The 15122-nt window shown below is 55.7% G+C and carries 14 protein-coding genes; 8 read left to right on the top strand and 6 right to left on the bottom strand.

Features of this window, described 5'->3' with window-relative positions; all coding sequences use genetic code 11:
- Positions 1 to 37 precede the first annotated feature (37 nt).
- The 3 genes from ftsP to parC all read right to left on the bottom strand — a co-directional run bounded on the left by ftsP (position 38) and on the right by parC (position 4669).
- Complete coding sequence (gene ftsP, locus P9J57_RS03535) at positions 38 to 1468, bottom strand: cell division protein FtsP (protein WP_013027227.1); 1431 nt, start codon at positions 1466 to 1468, stop codon at positions 38 to 40.
- A 145-nt stretch (positions 1469 to 1613) separates the two neighbouring features.
- Positions 1614 to 2351, bottom strand: a complete 738-nt coding sequence (locus P9J57_RS03530) for a 1-acylglycerol-3-phosphate O-acyltransferase (protein ID WP_014594628.1) — start codon at positions 2349 to 2351, stop codon at positions 1614 to 1616.
- A gap of 44 nt (positions 2352 to 2395) precedes the next feature.
- Positions 2396 to 4669, bottom strand: a complete 2274-nt coding sequence (gene parC / locus P9J57_RS03525) for a DNA topoisomerase IV subunit A (RefSeq protein WP_014605037.1) — start codon at positions 4667 to 4669, stop codon at positions 2396 to 2398.
- 392 nt (positions 4670 to 5061) lie between these two features.
- Between parC and P9J57_RS03520 the strand changes: the two genes are divergently transcribed.
- From P9J57_RS03520 to P9J57_RS03495, 6 genes are all read left to right on the top strand, one after another.
- Positions 5062 to 6624 (top strand): BglG family transcription antiterminator, encoded by a 1563-nt coding sequence (locus P9J57_RS03520; RefSeq protein ID WP_015699499.1) that lies wholly within the window; start codon positions 5062 to 5064, stop codon positions 6622 to 6624.
- Positions 6625 to 6642: 18 nt separating this feature from the next.
- A complete protein-coding gene (locus tag P9J57_RS03515; RefSeq protein WP_014594631.1) occupies positions 6643 to 7113 on the top strand; it encodes a PTS sugar transporter subunit IIA in 471 nt (156 codons plus the stop codon).
- A 22-nt stretch (positions 7114 to 7135) separates the two neighbouring features.
- Positions 7136 to 7450, top strand: a complete 315-nt coding sequence (locus P9J57_RS03510) for a PTS fructose transporter subunit IIB (protein ID WP_013027232.1) — start codon at positions 7136 to 7138, stop codon at positions 7448 to 7450.
- A gap of 11 nt (positions 7451 to 7461) precedes the next feature.
- Positions 7462 to 8553, top strand: coding sequence for a PTS fructose transporter subunit IIC (locus P9J57_RS03505; protein WP_013027233.1), 1092 nt, complete (start codon positions 7462 to 7464; stop codon positions 8551 to 8553).
- Between the two features lie 9 nt (positions 8554 to 8562).
- A complete protein-coding gene (locus P9J57_RS03500) occupies positions 8563 to 9414 on the top strand; it encodes a class II fructose-bisphosphate aldolase (RefSeq protein ID WP_015699498.1) in 852 nt (283 codons plus the stop codon).
- A gap of 86 nt (positions 9415 to 9500) precedes the next feature.
- Positions 9501 to 10361: a ketose-bisphosphate aldolase gene (locus tag P9J57_RS03495; RefSeq protein ID WP_014605034.1), complete on the top strand. Its 861-nt coding sequence runs from the start codon at positions 9501 to 9503 to the stop codon at positions 10359 to 10361.
- A gap of 327 nt (positions 10362 to 10688) precedes the next feature.
- Here P9J57_RS03495 and P9J57_RS03490 read toward each other — a convergent pair whose 3' ends face one another.
- Complete coding sequence (locus tag P9J57_RS03490; RefSeq protein WP_110015383.1) at positions 10689 to 11456, bottom strand: transporter substrate-binding domain-containing protein; 768 nt, start codon at positions 11454 to 11456, stop codon at positions 10689 to 10691.
- A gap of 157 nt (positions 11457 to 11613) precedes the next feature.
- Here P9J57_RS03490 and P9J57_RS03485 point away from each other — a divergent pair, with 157 nt between their 5' ends.
- Positions 11614 to 12195: an NAD(P)H-dependent oxidoreductase gene (locus P9J57_RS03485; protein WP_110015338.1), complete on the top strand. Its 582-nt coding sequence runs from the start codon at positions 11614 to 11616 to the stop codon at positions 12193 to 12195.
- Between the two features lie 31 nt (positions 12196 to 12226).
- Positions 12227 to 12535, top strand: a complete 309-nt coding sequence (locus P9J57_RS03480; RefSeq protein WP_013027237.1) for a putative quinol monooxygenase — start codon at positions 12227 to 12229, stop codon at positions 12533 to 12535.
- Positions 12536 to 12596: 61 nt separating this feature from the next.
- On the opposite strand, the gene parE is transcribed toward P9J57_RS03480, so the two are convergent.
- On the bottom strand, positions 12597 to 14492 hold the full coding sequence (gene parE, locus P9J57_RS03475; protein WP_014594634.1) for a DNA topoisomerase IV subunit B: 1896 nt from the start codon (positions 14490 to 14492) through the stop codon (positions 12597 to 12599).
- A 48-nt stretch (positions 14493 to 14540) separates the two neighbouring features.
- A complete protein-coding gene (gene yqiA, locus P9J57_RS03470) occupies positions 14541 to 15122 on the bottom strand; it encodes an esterase YqiA (protein ID WP_013027239.1) in 582 nt (193 codons plus the stop codon).

The raw sequence follows: 15122 nt of genomic DNA, 5'->3' as shown, positions 1-15122 counted from the left end.
GGAGAGGCTCTCCTGCCCTGTTGAAGCACGTGTGCCGCTAAGACAGCGTAGGTTGCGTCAGCAGCTGACCTGCCGTGCCGCGATCCGCCAGTTCCAGCGTCTGGCTGTGATAGACAAACGGAAAATGCTCAGAAGAACTTTGCGTAAAGCTCACCAGAAGCTCTACGTCTCCGTCCACCCAGACCGTGTCCTTCCAGCCGCGATCTTCGCCCATCGGCTGAGCACCGTTTACGCTCTTAATCAGGAACATGACGCCCTGGATGTGGAAAGATTGCGGACGATCGGCGCGAATAATCCAGCGTTCGAACGTGCCCTGCTGCGCGGTAGAATCAATGCGGTTCATATCCCAGACGGCACCATTGATGCCCGGCAGGCTGTCGCCAATGCGGAACTCACGCGTGCGCACCGAGGCGCCATCCAGAATCTGATCGGCCAGCAAACGCATCGGCAGGTTATCCGTCACCAGCGGCAGCAGGCCGGTAGGCCGCAGCGTAAGCACCAGCGTTGAGGTCAGGATCGTGGAGGGCTCAAAGAAACCGCGCAAACGATCCATAATGCCCGCCGCCGTGCCTGCCGTGATGGAGACTTCATCCCCTTGCGACATATCCACTAAGACTTCACGCCGTTCGCCCGGCGCCAGAGTTAAGCGCTGTACGGCGACGGGTGACGGCAGAAAGCCCTGATCGCTGGCAATCACCGTGAAGGGCCGGTTGTCACTGAGGCTCAGTTCATAACGCCGCGCATTGGAGGCGTTGAGTAACCGCAGACGGACCCAGCCACGTGATACCTCGACAAAAGGGTTACGCACACCGTTAACCAGCAGCGTATCGCCGAGAAAACCGCCGTCGCCCGGTGGGTCATAAACCGGCGTGGCAAAGTTATCCAGCCGTTTATCCTGAATAATCAGGGGGAAATCATCCACGCCATAGTGTTTCGGCAAAGGTAGCTGCTTGCTGATGTCATCCTCAATCAGCCACATGCCCGCCAGGCCGTTGTAGACGTGCGGGGCCATGCGATTTGGCGTGTTGGCGTGATACCAACAGGTCGCGGCACTCTGGCGAATCGGTAAAACCGGCGCCCAGTCGACCCCGGCTGACATCATGCGCGGCGCGCCGCCCATCAGTGCGCCCGGCACCTGCAGGCCGCTGACCGTCATTGAAACGGGTTCATTGAGGCGGTTGCTGTAAATCAGTTTGACATCATCACCGCTGTACACGCGCACCGTGGGGCCGAGGTACATGCCGTTGATGCCCCAGACCGGGACTTTATTGTTATCGCCGTTAAACGACCAGTGGCTGCGCTGCAGGGTCAGAAACAGCGGCTGACCGCGGCGAGATTCCAGTAGCGGCGGGACAGGCAGGGGCGTATCACCTCCCGCAGAAGCGGCACGCGCCGCATGAGGCACAAGCGCGGCACTGAGCGCCGCACCGGCAGAAAGCTGGATAAACTGACGTCTGCTGAAAGACATTGAATTTCAGACCTTTTACGCGTGGCGCTGAACCGCCAACTCTGTTTTTATTGCTGTCATTGCTGTGCTGCGTGCACGGCGAGCAACGTCATGCTGACTCGCCGTGGGGCATCCATGCAGAATAGTCCGATAAAGGGCTTATCGGTTAGATTTTACCGTTTTTTTCGCGTTCTTCGACTTCGGCGTTCAGCTCTTCCAGCTTGGCCGCCATCAATTCCCGGCAGTGAGTCGCCAGCTTGCGCACCGAAGAGGATTCAAATTGTTTCACGTCCACCGGCGGCAGCATTTCCACAATCACCAGTCCGTTTTTCAGGCGGTTGAGGTTAATCTTGCCGTGAGTATTCGATACTACAATTGGAATGATCGGCACGCCTGCGGCAACGGCGGCATGAAATGCCCCGGTTTTAAAGGGTAACAACCCACGACCACGGCTGCGCGTGCCCTCCGGGAACATCCAGAAGGAGATGCGTTTTTTATTAAACTGATCCACCAGCTCACCGATCGTCCCGTGTGCTTTGGCGCGGTTGTCACGATCGATCAGCAGGTTGCCGGTCAGCCAGTAAAGCTGACCAAAAAAAGGTATCCACAACAGGCTTTTTTTACCGACGGTGACCGTTGTTGGCTGCACAATCTTGGCTGCGGTGACCATATCGTAGTTGTTCTGGTGGTTAGCGATGTAAATCGCGTTGCCGTAGTTATCCGCGCCTTCGGGGCGACGAAGCTCAACTTTAAGCCCAAACAGCGTCGATAATTTGCCAAACAGGTGACCAAAGGTCGCAACGTGGCGCGGATTACGTGGCGAGAACAGGCACCAGATACAGCCAAAAAAACTCAGCAATATTGAATAAATCACTACGATAATAGTGCGTAATATCAGTAACATACTTTCCTCAATGTGACACGGCTGGCCGGGGCCAGCCGGGTGAATTACGCGTCGCTGTCCGCGCTGCCGGGACGTGCCGGCGCATCCAGTTCGACCCGATCAATTTTTTGCAGGCCGCGCGGCAGCAGTGTGCCACGACGGCCGCGATCGGCACGGAACTTCTGCAACTCTTCACTGCGTAACAGCAGCTTGCGTTTGCCAACGTGCAGCGTAATCGCACTGCCCGGTGGCAGGATCATCAGCCAGGCCAGTTTATCCGCTCCCGACGCGGCATCCGCCGACGGAATCGAGATAATCTTGTTGCCCTTGCCCTTCGACATCTGCGGCAGTTCGCCGACCGGGAACATCAACATCCTGCCCGCCTGCGTAATGGCCAGCAACATGTCATCTTCGTGATGAACAGCCATGGGCGTCATCACGCGGGCATTTTCAGGCAGCGTCAGCAGCGCTTTACCCGCACGGTTGCGCGAAATCAGATCGTTGAAGGTGCAGATGAAACCGTATCCGGCATCAGACGCCATCAGCAAACGCTGCTCTTCCGGCTCCATCAGCACCTGCTCCATAACTGCACCCGGCGGTGGCGTCAGCTTACCGGTCAGCGGCTCGCCCTGCCCGCGTGCCGACGGCAGCGAGGTGGGATCCAGCGTATAGCTGCGTCCGGTGGAATCGATAAAGGCCACAGGTTGGTTACTCTTGCCGCGCGCCGCCGCCAGATAGCTGTCGCCCGCTTTGTAGCTCAGCCCTGCCGGGTCGATGTCATGTCCTTTCGCACTGCGCACCCAGCCCATCTGCGACAGCACAATGGTGACAGGCTCGGACGGCACCAGCTCGGTTTCACTCAGCGCTTTCGCTTCTTCACGCTCACGCAGCGGTGAACGGCGGTCGTCGCCAAAATTGTTGCTGTCTGCCTGCAGCTCTTTTTTCAGCAGCGTATTCATTTTGCGTTCGGACGCCAGAATCGCCTGCAGCTGATCGCGCTCTTTTTCCAGCTCGCTCTGCTCGCCGCGAATCTTCATCTCTTCCAGCTTGGCCAAATGACGCAGCTTGAGTTCAAGGATCGCTTCAGCCTGGGTTTCGCTAATGTCAAAGCGCGACATCAGTACCGGTTTCGGCTCGTCCTCGGTACGGATGATATGAATCACTTCATCAATATTGAGGAACGCCACCAGCAAACCGTCAAGGATATGCAAACGGCGCAGCACGCGATCTAAACGGTAGTTCAGACGGCGGCGCACGGTGTCACGACGGAACACTAACCATTCAGACAGGATCTCCAGCAGGTTTTTTACCGCCGGACGGTTATCCAGGCCGATCATATTGAGGTTGATGCGGTAGCTTTTTTCCAGATCGGTGGTGGCGAACAGGTGGTTCATGACCTGCTCAAGATCGACGCGATTGGATCGCGGCACGATCACCAGCCGGGTGGGGTTTTCGTGATCGGATTCGTCACGAAGATCCTCTACCATCGGCAGCTTTTTGTTGCGCATCTGGTTGGCGATCTGCTCCAGCACGCGCGCGCCGGATACCTGATGCGGCAGCGCGGTGATCACCACTTCGCCGTCTTCTTTTTTCCACACCGCGCGCTGGCGCACCGAACCGCGTCCGTTCTGATAGATTTTGCGAATCTCGTCACGAGGCGTGATGATCTCGGCTTCAGTCGGGAAATCCGGGCCCTGCACGATTTCCAGCAGCGCATCCAGGCTGGTTTTCGGATCGTCAATCAGGGCGATAGCGGCCTGCGCCACTTCACGCAGGTTGTGCGGCGGAATATCCGTTGCCATGCCCACCGCAATGCCGGTGGTGCCGTTCAGCAGGATGTTCGGCAGCCGCGCCGGCAGCATCTTGGGCTCCTGCATCGTGCCGTCAAAGTTCGGCACCCAGTCAGCCGTGCCCTGCCCCAGCTCGCCCAGCAGCACTTCGGCATACTTCGACAGGCGCGACTCGGTATAACGCATGGCGGCGAAAGATTTAGGATCGTCCGGCGCGCCCCAGTTTCCCTGGCCATCGACCAGCGGATAGCGGTAGGAGAACGGCTGTGCCATCAGTACCATGGCTTCATAGCAGGCACTGTCGCCATGAGGATGGTATTTACCCAGCACGTCACCGACGGTACGGGCGGATTTTTTAAATTTGGCGGTGGCGTTCAGCCCCAGCTCTGACATGGCATAGACAATGCGGCGCTGCACGGGCTTTAAACCGTCGCCAATATAAGGCAGCGCGCGGTCCATGATGACGTACATGGAGTAATTTAAGTACGCATTCTCAGTAAACGTATGCAGGGCAAGACGCTCTGCACCATCCTGCGTCAATTCGCTCATTAAGTCCTCATCCTCACATCGTGACCCGCAACGGCGGATCACCCGGCGGTTGTTTGGCGAGGATAGTACCTTATTCGTGGGTGTTAGTCACAGGCCAGACGCAGTCAGGCCTGGGGTTTTTTCCCGGTTGACCGATCGCCGAAAATCCGCCTCAGGACAAAATGCCGAATGTCTTATTTCTAATAGTTTGTGACCGCGCTCGCAATTAATTACCAGCGACGTTATAGCGTATTAATCCTGTCCCGTTTCGGGGACAACATTTAGTATTGTTGATTCGCCTTCCACGCCCTACATTCAATTTTAACGCTGTTACACACTTTTATTTTTTTCCAGGTTGGATTTAACGAATTGCCACTTAAGCACCGCTAACGAAATAATAGACAGGTGACTGAATGCAGAATCTGACTTCACGACAACACCGGTTACTGAAATTACTGCTGCAGGCGGGTACGCCGCTGGCTTTAACGCAATTAGCCCAGCAGTTAACCGTTTCTGAAAAAAGTATTTATCGCGATTTGCAAAGCCTGGAAATCTGGCTGGGCGCCTGGCAGGCACAGCTGATCAAGCTGCCCGGTCGCAGCGTGATACTGCAAACCGAGGATATCGCGCAACGCCTGCGATTACAGCAGCATCTGGCCAGTGAAGAGAACTGGTCTGAAGGTTTAAGCAACAATGCACGCCGGGTGAAAATTCTGTCACAGCTGCTGAGGGATGCGCCGCGTGAAACCTCCATCAGTAAGTTATCTGAACGCTATTTCATTAGTCACGCTTCTATCGTCAACGATTTAAAGGTCATTGAAGAGTGGCTACAACCGCTGGCGCTGGCGCTGGTAAGAAGTCAGAGCGGTACGCATGTCGAAGGCAGTGAGCAGGCATTACGTCAGGCGATGGTATCGCTGATTAACGATGTTATGCAGCATAACGGTGGCAGTAACACGGCGCTACCGCGGCTGGACCCGGGCAGTTACCAGGCGCTGATCCACTATTTTGGCGAGGAGGATGTGGCGTTTGTGCAGACCTTACTGCAGCAGATGGAGCAGCAGCTTGGCTATCCACTGAGCGATGCGTACTACATCAATCTGTCCACCCACATCCTGATTATGATCCACCGCATGTCGCAGGGTAAGGCTTTATCTCTGCCCTTAGAGCTGAGCGCTCAGGAAATGGATAATCGCATTCTGAAGATTGCCCGTCAGATGGTGCGACAGGTTGAACAACGTTTAGACCAGTCAGTGCCGGCGGATGAAGTCGGATTTATTTATCAGTACATTATTTCGTCGGGCATTGTGGTTGAAGAACGCGGCAGCGATATGTTGCCGCAATATCAATTATCGAATGAAGCCTCGCGTAATATTACGGTTGAATTAATTCGCTGCTTCTCAGAACTTATTCAACAGGACCTCACTGCCGATCCTTTATTATTTGAAGGTTTACTTTTCCATATTAAGCCATTACTTAACCGGCTGAAATATCATATTAGCATTCGTAATCCATTGCTCGATGATATTAAAACGGAGCTGAGTGAAATTTTTACGCTGACTCAGCGGGCCATGCAGCTTACCGCCGCGCGTTTTCATTACGGGTCGATTGCGGACGACGAAGTGGGCTATTTATGTGTCCATTTTCAGGCCGCGCTGGAACGGCAAATCGCCCATAAACGCATTTTGCTGGTCTGTTCCAGCGGCGTCGGCACCTCGCATCTCCTGAAGAGCCGTATTCTGCGCGCGTTCCCGGACTGGATTATTGCGGGCGTCATTTCGGCCAGTAACCTCGGCGATTTTTGCCAACAGGAGCCGGTTGATCTGGTGATCTCGACTATTCACCTCGACACCTCGCTGTTTCCTACCGTGTATGTGACCGCGTTTTTCAATGATGACGATATTCGCCGTGTGACTGACGCCATGATTGGCAGCCAACTGCCGAAGGCCGTTAACAGCGCCCTGGCAGAACATTAACTGAATGAGGTCTGACTGATGGATATTTCTCGCATTCTTACGCCACGCCGCGTCAATCTCAACCTGCAAGCCAGCAGTAAAGAGGAGGCCATCATTGAACTGACCGATTTGCTGTTCAGTGACGGTGCGATTAGCGATAAACAGGCCTTTATCAAGGATGTCTGGCTACGCGAGGCAGAGGGATCGACAGGGTTTGAAAATCACATTGCCATTCCCCACGGGAAATCGTCAGCCGTGAAACAGACCACGTTAGCCATTGGGCGCAGCCAGCAGGATATTCCCTGGGAAACGCTGGATGGCAGCCAGGTGCGCTGCATCATCCTGTTTGCCGTTCGCCTTGAAGATCAAAATACCCCCCATATTCGCCTGCTGTCCCAGGTGGCCAGTGCGCTGGCCGATGATGAGGTGATTGCGCAGTTGCTGGTGGAAAACGACCCCAGCGAAATCATTCGGCTGTTCAGTCAGTACGCCGAAACCGACCTCTGTTAATCCTACACGTCCGAGGTAGACCATGAACATTGTCTGTGTTGCCGCCTGCACGGCGGGTATCGCGCATACCTACATTGCGCGCGAAAAACTGATCAAGGGAGCCCATGCCCTTGGTCACACCATCCACGTGGAAACGCAGGGCACCATTGGTACTGAAAACGCCCTCGATACGGAAACCATCGCCGCCGCCGATGTCGTCATTCTGGCGGTGGATGTCAAGATCAACGGTGAGGAACGCTTTCGCGGCAAACCGATCGTCAGGGTGAAAACTGAAGTGGTGATCAAGTCGCCGATTAAGTTTCTGGAAAAAGTGGCGGATTCACTGGCGCGTGCCTGAGGAGATCCACAATGAACGATAACAAAAGACAGTACGGACAGGAGATCAAAGGTCATCTGTTGACGGGGATCTCCTGGATGATCCCGCTGATTGTCGCCGCCGGGATCTGTATCGCGCTGGGCCAGGTCATCGGTGGTCCGGACGTAGGCAAACATCCCGGCACGATTGCCTGGATGCTGAACCAGATGGGCGGCTGGGGCATGGGATTGATCGTGCCGTTGATTAGCGCCGCCATCGCCTACTCGATTGCCGACAGGCCGGGCTTTGCGCCTGGCTTAATCGTAGGCTTTATCTGCGGCCAGATCGGCACGGGTTTTATCGGCGGCATCCTTGGCGGCTTCCTGGTGGGTTATACGGTGATTCTGTTGCGCCGCAGCATTCGGCTGCCGCAGTCGATGCAGGGCCTGATGCCGATCATGGTGTTACCGGTGCTGAGCACCATTATCGCCGGGCTTTTGATGATGACCTTCATCGGCCAGCCCATCGTCTGGTTGCAGAAGGCGCTGATTGCGCTGTTGGAATCCATGCAGGGCGGTTCGAAGTTCGTTATGGGCGCCATTCTGGGGGCGATGGCCACCTTCGACTTTGGCGGGCCGGTCAATAAAACCATGTCGCTGTTCGCGGATGGCATGCTGGTCGACGGTATTTACGGACCGGAAGCGGTCAAATTTGTCGGTTCGATGATCCCGCCCTTTGGTATCACCCTTTCCTGGCTGTTAACCCGCCATAAGTACACCCGCGCGGAAAAAGAGGCGCTGAAGGCGGCCTTTCCCATGGGGATCTGCATGATCACTGAAGGTGTGATCCCGATTGCCGCCCGCGATCTGCTTCGTGTCGTCGGCAGCTGTGTGGTGGCTTCCGCCGTCGCCGGCGGGCTGATTATGGTCTGGGGCGTCGAAGCGCCCGTGCCTCACGGCGGCATGTTCGTAGTGCCCCTCTTCACCAAACCCTGGCTGTTCTGCCTGGCGCTCGGTATCGGCAGCACGATCTGTGGCGTGATGCTATCGCTGCTGAAAAAGCCGGTGACCGAAGCCGACGAAGAGTTTGACGACGTGGAAGACCACAGCGTTCGCGACGACGACATTAAATTCACACTGGAATAAGGAGTGCGTATGTACGCGGCAATGAACGACCTGATCGCACGGGCTGCCCGTAATCAGTATGCGGTACTGGCCATCAACTGTTTCAATCTGGAGAGCGCACGTGCGGCAGTGAAGGCGGCGGAGGAGCAACGCGCGCCCCTGATCCTGAATGTTTATCAGGGGCACAGCCGCCATTTCCCGCCCGCTGTAGCCGTGCCCTTGGTTCAGGCGCTGGCAGCGAATGCCCGCGTGCCGATCGCGCTGGCGCTTGACCACGGAAAAGCCTTTCCGCTGATTGGACAGGCCTTTCGCGCCGGGTTTACCGGACTGATGATCGATGCCTCCTCCGAGCCGCTGGCAGAAAATATTCGCCAGACGGCAAAAGTGGTCGAGATGGCGCATACCGCCGGGGTTTGTGTGGAGGGCGAACTGGGGCATATCGCCGATGCCCCAACCTATGCGCTGGCAGACGCTGCGGTGAAAATGACCCAGGTGGCGGACGTGGTGCCCTTTCTGGAACAGACGGGCATCGATCTGTTAGCGGTGTCGGTTGGGACCGCGCACGGGCTCTATCCCGCTGGCGTCAAACCGCAAATCGACTTTCAGCGTCTGGCTGCGCTGCATGGGGTTTCGCCGGTTCCCCTGGCGCTGCACGGCGGCAGCGGCACGCCAGCCGACGATATTCGACGCGTCAGTCAGCACGGCGTCGCCAAGATTAACGTTGGCGCGGCGGTCTTTGATGCAGGCAAGCAGGCGCTCCATCAGGCGCTTAAGCAGCATCCCGCTGCTGAGCTGCCTGATCTGCTGGCGCTGATGGAGGCCGCCTGCTGCGAAGTCGTACATGACTATCTGAGCTGTTCCGGCTCCGCTAATCAGATCTGATTTTTTTCTGCTGTAACCCGGTGCGCGTCTCTGAACGTCAGCGCAGGGCATCCCTTTGTCGTAAAACAAGCTGAGGAAGATTTAACATGTTGATTTCAATGAAAGAGATGTTAAGCCCCACCCGCCAACACCGCTTTGCTATAGGCGCATTTAACGTGGCCGACAGCTGTTTTATCCGCGCGGTGGTGGAAGAAGCCGAAGCCACACAAACTCCGGCCATTATCTCTATTCACCCCAGCGAACTGGCGTTCGTGACGGATGCGTTTTTTGGCTATGTTCGGGAGCGCACCCTGAAAAGTACCGTGCCCTTTACCCTGCATCTGGATCATGGTGCTTCGGTTGCCCACGTGCTGCGCGCTATTCAGTGTGGCTTTACATCGGTCATGATTGACGGCTCGCTGCTGCCCTATGAAGAAAACGTGGCGCTGACCAAAGAGGTAGTGAAGCTGGCGCACGCGGTGGGCGTATCTGTCGAGGGCGAACTGGGGACCATTGGCGATACCGGCACCTCGGTAGAGGGCGGCGTCAGTAAAGTGATTTACACCGATCCCGCGCAGGCGGAAGACTTTGTGCAGCGCACCGGCGTGGATACTTTAGCGGTGGCAATAGGCACGGCGCACGGTATCTATCCCAAAGATATGAAGCCCGAACTGCAAATGCATATTCTGCGGGATATCTCGCAACGCGTGTCCATTCCGCTGGTCTTGCACGGCGGTTCGGCGAATCCCGATGCCGAAGTGGCGGAGGCGGTTACGCTGGGCGTGGGTAAAATCAATATTTCCAGCGATATGAAATATGCCTATTTCCAGAAGGTGCGCGAAGTCTTAACCCGCGAAACCTGGTGGGACCCTAACGTTATCTATCCCGAAGCGATTGAAGCCGCTAAAGCGGTGATCCGCTACAAAATGAATTTGTTTGGCGGACTGGGAAAAGCGTCGCTGTATTGAGTACTGAAGGGTAAAAATGTGTGGTTGGTGTTCCGTGCGGTTCCCACCGCCACGGTATCGGATCTGACGTCCTCGCGCCGCTAACGCGGTGCCTTCGCGGCGTTCGTCAACCTGACGAACCAGCGGAGACGGTACTTCCTGTACCGGCTCCGCTTTTTGCCCGCGTCCTGCGGGCAAATTCTGGCTTCCTCGCTCTGCTCAGCGCTGCGAATTGTCTGTTCCGCTCCCGTGGCGGTGGGCACAGTGACGCATGTGCGCCGTTTCGGACGGCTATCTGCAGTTTTGAAGCCCGGCGTTAACACATCAGGTAAACCCCCTGCTTTCACCTTACTTCATCACACCCATCCACTGCTGGGCGATCTGCGCATATTCCCCGGTCGCGGTGCTCAGATGCAGCCACTGATCGACATACTGCTTCCAGCTCATATCATCACGCGGAATCATGTAAGCCTTTTCACCGTACTGGAGCGGTTTATCCGGGTTGAGCGCACATAACGTAGGAAAGCGTTTCTGCTGATACAGCGCCTCGGAGGCATCGGTGATCATCACATCGGCTTTATTATCCACCAGCTGCTGGAAGATGGTCACGTTATCGTGAAACAGCGTTAACGCAGCCTGAGGTAAGTGGCTGTGAACAAACGCCTCGTTCGTGCCCCCTGCTGGCTCAACCAGACGCACGCTGGGCTGGTTCATCTGTTCGACCGTCTGGTACTTCGCCTTATCGGCGCATCGCACCAGCGGAATTTTACCGTCCACGCCTAACGGCTGCGCAAACCAGGCCGTTTGCTGGCGCTTCAGCGTGACCGATACGCCACCCAAGGCGATATCGCACTGCTTCGCGATAAAGTCCTGCATCAGGGTTTTCCAGGTAGTGGGTACCCATTGCACCTTCGCCCCCAGTGACGCGGCCAGGGATTCAGCCATGCTGATATCCAGCCCTTCATAGCTGCCATCCGGTTTCAGGAAGCTGTAAGGTTTGTAGTCCCCGGTAGTACAGACTTTCAGAGTTTTGGTGTTAAGAACGCTGTCCAGACGCGACTGGGCCTGCGCGCCGCCAGCCACCAGCAGTAACGTGATTACGAGTGTTTTTTTCATCATTGTATTTTTTCGGCAGTGAGTTTGCGCTGGTATGGTGACATAACCTCGGGGGTTATTGCGCTATTCGCAAAAGTGTTGTGATCATTCTCGCATTTTTCTCCCGCGCATCGCGGCCTAAGCTACCCCCCATTGACGCATACGGGAGACAAGCTTAATGAGTAACATTTTAATTATCGATGGCGGTAAAACCTTCGCCCATTCGAAAGGCGAGCTGAATCATACGCTGACCGAGGTGGCCGCCAGCCAGCTGCGTGATCTGGGCCATGAGGTCACGATCACCGTTGCCGACCACACGTATGTTGTGGCCGATGAGGTGCAAAAATATCTCGACAGCGACGTGGTGATTTATCAAATGCCGGGCTGGTGGATGGGTGAACCCTGGACCGTGAAACGTTACATCGATGAGGTTTTCACCGACGGCCACGGTAAGCTGTATGCCAGCGATGGCCGCACCCGTGCCGACGGCGCAAAAAAATATGGTTCAGGCGGACTGATTCAGGGCAAAAAATATATGCTGTCCCTGACCTGGAACGCACCACTGGAGGCCTTTACCGACCCTGAGCAGTTCTTTGAAGGCGTGGGCGTTGACGGACTGTATCTGCATTTCCATAAGGCGAATCAGTTCCTGGGCATGGAAGCACTGCCGACCTTTATCTGCAACGACGTGATGAAACAGCCGGATGTTCCACGTGATATTGCACGTTATCGCACGCACCTCCGCGAGATTTTTGCTTAAATAGATGTTCACCCAGAAAGAGGAAACGTGAATGTTAACCGTCGTTGCTGAAATTTGTGTTAAGCCGGGCTGTCGTCAGAAAGTGCTGGATGCGTTTCACCAGGTGATCCCTACCGTGCTGGAAGAAGAAGGCTGCCATCAGTACAGCCCTCTGGTCGATCACCAGGCGCAGGTGCCCTGGAAACACAATTCACCTGATTCGATTTTTATGCTGGAGCAGTGGGAAACCCTGCGCCATCTTGATCAGCATCAGCAGATGCCGCATATGGAAGCCCATCGTACGGCGATTAAAGACTATGTGACTGACGTGAAAATTCTGGTGCTGGAGCCGGGTAAATAATCCTGGCGGAACACGCACAAAAAAAAGCCCCATTCAGGGGCTTTTTCCATCAGGCTGCGGATTACACTTCAATATCCGCTTTATCGCCTTTTTCCTGCAGCCAGTTACGACGATCTTCGGATCGCTTTTTCGCCAGCAGCATATCCATTACCCGCAAAGTCTGTTCAATGTCATCGTCACTGACGGTGAGCTGCACCAGACGGCGCGTGTTGGGATCGAGCGTGGTTTCGCGCAGCTGCAGCGGGTTCATTTCACCCAGCCCTTTAAAGCGCTGCACGTTTGGCTTGCCCTTCTTGCGCTTCAGCTGCTCCAGTACGCCCTCTTTCTCGTCTTCATCCAGCGCGTAATACACTTCTTTGCCCAGATCGATGCGATACAGCGGCGGCATGGCGACATAGACGTGGCCATTTTTTACCAGGGTGCGGAAGTGCTTCACAAACAGCGCACACAGCAATGTGGCGATGTGCAGCCCATCCGAGTCCGCATCAGCAAGGATACAGATTTTGCCGTAGCGCAGCTGTGAGAGATCTTCGCTATCGGGATCGATACCGATCGCCACCGAAATATCGTGCACCTCCTGCGAGGCCAGCACTTCATCGGACGAGACTTCCCACGTATTGAGGATCTTACCTTTAAGCGGCATGATCGCCTGATATTCGCGATCGCGCGCCTGCTTCGCCGATCCGCCCGCCGAATCCCCTTCCACCAGGAAGAGTTCGGTTTTATTCAGATCCTGCGCGGTGCAATCTGCCAGCTTACCCGGTAGTGCCGGGCCGCTGGTCAGTTTTTTACGCACCACTTTTTTGGCTGCGCGCATACGGCGCTGGGCGCTGGAGATCGCCAGCTCCGCCAGCTGTTCTGCCGCCTGCACGTTCTGATTCAGCCACAGGCTAAAGGCATCTTTTACTACGGCAGACACAAAGGCGGCGCACTGGCGCGAGGATAAACGCTCTTTTGTCTGGCCTGCAAACTGCGGATCCTGCATTTTTACTGACAGCACATAGGCGCAGCGATCCCAGATATCCTCTGCGGACAGTTTGACGCCGCGCGGCAGAATATTGCGGTATTCACAAAACTCACGCATGGCATCCAGCAATCCCTGACGCAGACCGTTGACATGGGTACCGCCCTGCATGGTGGGAATCAGGTTCACATAGCTTTCGGTCAGCAGCTCACCGCCTTCCGGCAGCCACAGTAATGCCCAGTCCACCGCTTCGATATCACCGGCAAAGGTTCCGACGAAGGGCTTCTCTGGTAGGGTTGGCAGGCCGTTGACGGCTTCGCACAGGTAATCCGTCAGACCATCTTCGTAGCACCAGCGCTGTTCGGTATTGTTCAGCTTGTCTTTGAAGACAATTTCCACCCCTGGACACAGCACGGCTTTCGCCTTAAGCAGGTGTGATAAGCGGGACACCGAGAAGCGCGGGCTGTCAAAGAAGTGCTCATCCGGCCAGAAATGGACGCTGGTGCCGGTGTTGCGCTTCGCAACCGTGCCCGTGACGGTCAGATCCTGCACTTTTTCACCGTTTTCGAAGGCGATACTGTAGATCTCACCATTACGCCGCACGTTGACTTCTACACGTTTAGAGAGGGCATTGACCACCGAAATGCCGACGCCGTGCAGGCCACCGGAAAACTGGTAGTTTTTATTAGAGAATTTCCCCCCCGCGTGCAGCCGGCACAGGATGAGCTCAACGGCCGGGACGCCTTCTTCCGGATGGATATCCACCGGCATGCCGCGTCCGTCGTCAGTCACTTCTAACGACTGATCGGCATGTAAAATCACTTCTACGCGCCTGGCATGGCCCGCCAGTGCCTCATCGACACTGTTATCAATCACTTCCTGACCCAAGTGGTTAGGGCGCGTCGTATCGGTATACATTCCCGGGCGACGGCGAACCGGCTCAAGGCCAGTCAGGACCTCAATGTCACCCGCATTATAGCTTGATTGACTCATGGTAACTGTCTGATTAGAAGAAGAAAATGGTTGCGATTTCCGCGTTACTCAAGCGTGATTCAGGCCCAGAAAGTCCAGAATTTGCGGGAAATGGCGTTCGAATCCAGTAAATGCATGATTTCCGCCCTCTTCCACCGTATGACGGCACGCGCTGTAGTAGTCGAGCGCCTGGCGGTAATCGAGCACTTCATCGCCGGTTTGTTGTAGCAACCACAACAAATCAGGTGCTTCCAGCGGTTCAATCTGCATCACTTTCAGATCGTAAATGTGGCGAGACTCTAACACATATTGCTGACCGGTGTAGGGATTCTGATTCTCCCCTAAAAAATCCACCAGCAACTCGAACGGCCGCACGGCAGGGTTGACGACCACTGCAGGCAACATAAAGCACTGGGACAGCCACGTCGCGTAGTAACCGCCCAGCGAGGAGCCCACCAGGCCCATTTCACGCCCGCTGTGACTTAACACGATGTCTTCCAGCATCGCCGCGGCCTCGGCCGGAAAAGTGGGAAGCTGCGGCACAATCATCTCTATGTCGGGATGATTGTGACTCAGCCACTGTTTGAACAGCGTCGCTTTCGCTGAGCGCGGGGAGCTGTTAAAGCCGTGCAGGTAAAGCAGCGCCTTCAT

It is taken from the genome of Pantoea sp. nfd-35, assembly GCF_056892255.1.
This window is presented reverse-complemented; position numbering and strand designations above follow the sequence as displayed.

Excerpts from the sequence above, each read along its gene's own strand:
- ftsP (WP_013027227.1), bottom strand. The coding sequence starts at position 1,468 with ATGTCTTTCAGCAGACGTCAGTTTATCCAGCTTTCTGCCGGTGCGGCG.
- P9J57_RS03495 (WP_014605034.1), top strand. The coding sequence starts at position 9,501 with ATGTTGATTTCAATGAAAGAGATGTTAAGCCCCACCCGCCAACACCGC.
- parC (WP_014605037.1), bottom strand. The coding sequence starts at position 4,669 with ATGAGCGAATTGACGCAGGATGGTGCAGAGCGTCTTGCCCTGCATACG.
- P9J57_RS03500 (WP_015699498.1), top strand. The coding sequence starts at position 8,563 with ATGTACGCGGCAATGAACGACCTGATCGCACGGGCTGCCCGTAATCAG.
- P9J57_RS03485 (WP_110015338.1), top strand. The coding sequence starts at position 11,614 with ATGAGTAACATTTTAATTATCGATGGCGGTAAAACCTTCGCCCATTCG.
- P9J57_RS03510 (WP_013027232.1), top strand. The coding sequence starts at position 7,136 with ATGAACATTGTCTGTGTTGCCGCCTGCACGGCGGGTATCGCGCATACC.
- P9J57_RS03520 (WP_015699499.1), top strand. The coding sequence starts at position 5,062 with ATGCAGAATCTGACTTCACGACAACACCGGTTACTGAAATTACTGCTG.
- P9J57_RS03505 (WP_013027233.1), top strand. The coding sequence starts at position 7,462 with ATGAACGATAACAAAAGACAGTACGGACAGGAGATCAAAGGTCATCTG.
- P9J57_RS03515 (WP_014594631.1), top strand. The coding sequence starts at position 6,643 with ATGGATATTTCTCGCATTCTTACGCCACGCCGCGTCAATCTCAACCTG.
- P9J57_RS03480 (WP_013027237.1), top strand. The coding sequence starts at position 12,227 with ATGTTAACCGTCGTTGCTGAAATTTGTGTTAAGCCGGGCTGTCGTCAG.
- parE (WP_014594634.1), bottom strand. The coding sequence starts at position 14,492 with ATGAGTCAATCAAGCTATAATGCGGGTGACATTGAGGTCCTGACTGGC.
- yqiA (WP_013027239.1), bottom strand. The coding sequence starts at position 15,122 with ATGAAGGCGCTGCTTTACCTGCACGGCTTTAACAGCTCCCCGCGCTCA.
- P9J57_RS03530 (WP_014594628.1), bottom strand. The coding sequence starts at position 2,351 with ATGTTACTGATATTACGCACTATTATCGTAGTGATTTATTCAATATTG.
- P9J57_RS03490 (WP_110015383.1), bottom strand. The coding sequence starts at position 11,456 with ATGAAAAAAACACTCGTAATCACGTTACTGCTGGTGGCTGGCGGCGCG.